Origin of the sequence: Streptomyces sp. CBMA123, assembly GCF_014596465.1 — a bacterium.
Taxonomy (GTDB): Bacteria; Actinomycetota; Actinomycetes; order Streptomycetales; family Streptomycetaceae; genus Kitasatospora.
The window spans coordinates 1-5,048 of the sequence record NZ_MECK01000336.1 but is presented as its reverse complement, the minus strand read 5'-3'; the positions used below and the strand labels follow the sequence as shown (position 1 = coordinate 5,048).

The 5,048-nt window shown below is 76.2% G+C and carries 3 protein-coding genes; all 3 read left to right on the top strand.

From position 1 onward, the window contains the following. The coding region (locus BG452_RS29720; protein ID WP_188307447.1) for a class I adenylate-forming enzyme family protein at positions 1-1,138 on the top strand (1,138 nt) is incomplete at its 5' end. After that, positions 1,138-4,872, top strand: coding sequence for a condensation domain-containing protein (locus BG452_RS47285; protein WP_188307446.1), 3,735 nt, complete (start codon positions 1,138-1,140; stop codon positions 4,870-4,872). The genes BG452_RS29720 and BG452_RS47285, both read left to right, overlap by 1 nt. Continuing rightward, positions 4,869-5,048, top strand: a 180-nt coding sequence (locus BG452_RS29710; RefSeq protein ID WP_188307445.1) for a hypothetical protein, incomplete at its 3' end; no start/stop codon positions are given. The genes BG452_RS47285 and BG452_RS29710, both read left to right, overlap by 4 nt.

The window sequence follows — 5,048 nt, the reverse complement described above, 5'->3', positions numbered from 1 at the left end:
ACTGCCCCAGGCCGGCGAGGCCGAGCGGCCGGCCCCGGCCGAGCCGGACGGCGACGCCCCGTTCCTGCACCAGTTCAGCTCCGGCTCCACCGGGGAGCCCAAGGCGGCCGTGCACACCCAGCACAACCTGGTGCAGGGCGGCCTGATCTACCGCGCCTCCTTCGGCTACGGCCCGCAGGACACCGTGCTGACGGCCGTACCGCTGCTGCACTCCTTCGGGATGGTCGCCGGCCTGGTCACCTCGCTGCTGACCGGCGCCCGGCTGGTGCTGCTCGGCCGCTTCACCCCCGGCCGGCTCGTCGCCGAACTGGAGCGCACCGGCGCCACCGTGCTGGTCGCCACCCCGCTCGCCTGCGACCTGCTGACCCGCTCGGCCGGCGCGAGCGCCGCGGCGGGCCCGCTGCCGCTGCGGCTCTGCCTGTCCTCCGGGGCGGCCCTGCACCCGGACACCGCCGACCGGTTCGCCGACCGCTTCGGCGTCCGGGTCAGCGAGGTCTACGGCTGCACCGAGGCCGGGATCATCGCCTGCCGGCGGCCGGAGGCCGACACCGCGGCCGGCGCGGCCGGCGCCGACGGCGTCGGCCGGCCCGTCCCCGGCGTGGACCTGCGGCTGGTCGACGACGCCGACCGCGACGTCGCCCCCGGCGCGGAGGGCCTGCTGCTGGTCCGCACCCCCGCCATGTTCCTCGGCTACCTGGACCGGCCGGAGACCACCGCCGCCGTGCTGCACGACGGCTGGTACCGCACCGGCGACCTCGCCCGGCTCGACGACGCCGGCCGGCTGCACCTGATCGGCCGCAAGGACACCTTCGTCAACGTCGGCGGCAAGAAGGTCAATCCGGTGGAGGTCGAGCGGGTCCTGCTCGACCACCCGCTGCTCACCGAGGCCGCCGTGTGGGGCGAGACCCTCGCGGACGGCGGCCAGCGCGTGCGGGCCACCGTGGTGGCCACCGGAGCGCTCACCGCGGCCGAACTCAGCGCCTGGTGCCGGGAACGGCTCCAGCCGCACCAGGTGCCCGGCGGCGTCGAGTTCACCGCCGCGCTCCCGAAGACCTCGTCCGGCAAGATCCGGCGCGCCGAGGTGGCCGCGGCCGCGAGCCACCGCGGCCCGACCACCGACCAGGGGGGAACCCGCTGATGACCTCGACCCTCGTCGGGCTGCTGCGCGGCCGGGCCGAAGCGGCCCCGGAGCGCACCGCCTACCGCTTCCTCGGCGACGGCGACACCGCCGAGACCATCAGCTACGCCGAACTGGACCGCGACGCCCGTACGGTGGCCGGCCTGCTGCGCGAGCAGGGCGCCGCCGCAACCGACCGCGCCCTGCTGCTCTACCCGCCGGGCCTGGACTACGTCAGGGCCTTCTTCGGCGCCCTCTACGCCGGGGTCGTGCCCGTCCCGGTCTACCCGCCGCGCTCCCTGCGCAACGCCTCCCGGCTCGGCTCGATCGCCGCCGACGCCCGGGCCGGCTTCGCCCTCACCGTCACCCCGGTGCTCGACCTGCTCGGCCGCGACGGCGCCGGACTCGGCCTGGACGGGCTGCGCACCGCCGCCACCGACGGGCTGGACGCCGGGCTCGCCGACCGGTGGAGCGGCCACCGGCCGGACACCGACAGCCCCGCCTTCCTGCAGTACACCTCGGGCTCCACCGCGGCGCCCAAGGGCGTGATGCTCAGCCACGGCAACCTGCTGCACAACCTCCGCATGATCAGCGAGGCGTTCGACTGCCACGAGGAGACCAGCGCCGTGGTCTGGCTCCCGCCGTACCACGACATGGGCCTGATCGGCGGCATCCTCACCCCGCTGTACGCGGGCTTCCCGGTCACCCTGATGTCCCCGATGAGCTTCCTGCGCCGCCCGATGCAGTGGCTGCGGGCCATCTCCGCCGAGGGCGCCGAACTCAGCGGCGGCCCCAACTTCGCGTACGAGATGTGCGCCCGGCTGGCCACCGACGCGGACCGCGCCGAACTCGACCTCAGCACCTGGCGGGTGGCCTTCAACGGCGCCGAGCCGATCCGCGCCGCGACCCTGGACGCCTTCGAGGCGGCCTTCGCGGACTGCGGCTTCCGCCGCAGCAGCTTCCTGCCCTGCTACGGCATGGCCGAGGCGACCCTGTTCGTCACCGGCACCCCGGCCGCCGCCGAGCCGACCGTCCTGGAGGTGGACGCCGCCGGTCTGGAAGCCGGCCGGGCCGAGACCCCCGGCACCGACCGCCCGGCCCGCGCCCTGGTCGGCACCGGCCGGCCCGCCGACGACCAGCAGCTGCTGATCGTCGATCCCGCCACCAAGCAGCCGCTGCCCGAGCGCCGGGTCGGCGAGATCTGGGTGCACGGCCCGAGCGTCGCCCGCGGCTACTGGGACAACCCGGACACCACCGCGGAGGTCTTCGCCGCCCGCCCGGCCGGCCAGGACGACACCGACCCGCGCGACTGGCTGCGCACCGGCGACCTCGGCTTCCTCGCCGACGGCGAGCTGTACGTGACCGGCCGCAGCAAGGACCTGATCATCGTCCGCGGCCGCAACTTCTACCCCACCGACGTCGAACTCGCCGTCGAGGACGCCCACCCCGCCTTCCGGTCCGGCTGCGGCGCCGCCGTCGCCGCCGAGCACGACGGCGAGCAGGTGCTCGTCGTCCTCCAGGAGGTCGAGGGCCGCGCACTGGCCACCCTCGACGTCGCCGAGGCCACCGCGGCCGTGCGCGCCGCGGTGATGGACCGCTGCGACGTCGCCGTCCACGAGGTGCTGCTGCTCCGGCCCGGCACCGTCCCCAAGACCACCAGCGGCAAGATCCAGCGCTCGCTCAGCCGACAGCGCTACGCCGCCGGGGAGTTCGAGCCGCTCGGCGGCGGCCCGTCCCGGGCGGCCGCCGAGACCCTGCCCGGCCCGGCCGAGGTGGCCGCGCTGGCCCCGGCCGAGCGCACCGCGCTCGTCCACCGGGTGCTGCGGCAGCGGATCGCCGACGCACTCGGCGGCGCCGCCGGGCAGGTCGCCACCACCGGGGTGCCGCTCACCAGCCTGGGCATCGACTCGCTGGCCGCCGTCCTGCTCGCCAACCGGATCCGCGAGGACCTCGGCGTCGAACTGCCGCTCAGCCTGATGCTCGGCGGCGCCGACCTCGACGCCCTCGCCGCCGCGGCCACCCCACTCGACGAGCCGCGGTCCGGCCCCGCCGACGGCGCGGCCGCCGAGGGCCCCGGCATGACCCTGGGCCAGCGCTCGATCTGGCACGTCCAGCAGCAGGACCCGGCCGCCTCCGCCTACAACATCCCGGTCGCCCTGGAGCTGACCGGCCCGCTGGACACCGAGGCGCTGGGCACCGCCCTGCGCCAGGTCGCCGACCGGCACGAGACGCTGCGCACCCGCTACCGGGTGAGCGGCGGCGAGACCGTCCCCGTGCTCAGCGCGGACCCGATCGAACTGCGGGTCACCGACGCCACCGGGGACGACCCGGAGCAGCTGTCCGAGCGGCTCTCCGCGCTCGCCCGCCGCCCCTTCGACCTGGCCCACGATCCGGTGCTCCGGGCCGACCTGCTGGTCCGCGCCCAGGACGCCCACGTCCTGCTGCTGACCGTCCACCACATCGCCGCCGACCTCTGGTCGATGGTCAACCTGACCGCCGAACTCGGCCGCCGCTACACCGCCCTGGCCGCCGGCACCACGCCGGAGCGGACCGCCCCGGCCGGCCGCTACGCCGACCAGGTCAGCCGCGAGCGCCGACTGCTGGCCGGGCCCGCCGGCGAGGCCCTCCAGGCCTACTGGCGCGAGGAACTCGCCGGGCCGCTGCCGCTGCTCGACCTCCCGCTGGACGCGCCGCACCCGGCGGCCCCCAGCTACCGGGGCGCGCGGATCCCGTTCCAGGTCGACGCCGAGCGGACCGCCCGGCTGCGCGCCCTCGCCCAGGAGACCGGCACCACGCTCTACACCGTGCTGCTGGCGGCCTTCCAGATCGCCCTGCACCACGCCGGCGGCCAGTCGGAGCTGATCGTCGGCACCGCCGCCGCCAACCGGGGCGCCAAGGACGCCGAGGACACCGTCGGCTACTTCACCAACATGGTCGCCGTCCGGGCCGGCTTCGAGGACGGCGTGACGCCCCGCGCCTTCACCGCCCGGCTGCACCGCACCGTGCTGGCCGCCCTGGACCACCAGGCGTACCCGATGTCCCTCGTCCTGGAGACGGTGCAACCGCGCCGCGAGCCCGGCCGCAACCCGCTGTTCCAGGCGGTCTTCGTGCTGCAGCGGCCGCACGCCCACGCCGAGACCGCCGGCTTCGTGCTCGGCACCGCCGACGGCGCCGCCGCCACCTGGGGGCAGCTGCGCCTGGCGCCGTACCCGCTGGCGCACCGCACCGCCCAGTACGAGCTGATGCTCACCCTCGTGGACGCCGGGCCCGACCTGCACGCGGCCCTGGAGTACAGCACCGACATCTTCACCGCCGCCACCGCGGAGCAGCTGGCGGCGCACTACCGGACCGTCCTGGACGACCTCCTGGACCGGCCCGACACCCCCGTCGCCGAGCTCTGCCCGGCCGAACTGCTGACCCGGCGCGCGGCCCGCGACGCCGCAACCGAGGAGGACGCCCTGACCGGCTACGTGGCACCCCGCACCGACACCGAACGCGCCCTGGCCAAGATCTGGTCCGAGGTGCTCGGCGTCGAACCCATCGGCATCGAGGACGACTTCTACGACCTGGGCGGGCACTCGCTGCTGGCCGTCCAGCTCATCTCCGGCGTCCGGGACGCCCTCGGCGTCGACGTCCCGGTCCGCAGCGTGATGCAGACCCGCACCGTCGCCCAGGGCGCCGCGATCATCGACGCGCTGCTGTGGGCCAAGGAAGGCGCCGCCGCCGACGCGTCCCGAGAGGACGGCGAGCTGTGACCGACCCCGGCGGCCACCTGGTGCCCCTGCCGTCCGGCGACTGGCGGATGTGGCGGACCATGGGCCTGCGCGGCACGGGCTTCCCGGCCGGGCATGTGCTCGACCTGGCCGCACCCGGCGCGGCCGCCGCCGCCGACCGGCTGCTGCGGGTCGGCGACCGCGCCGCCGACGCCCGG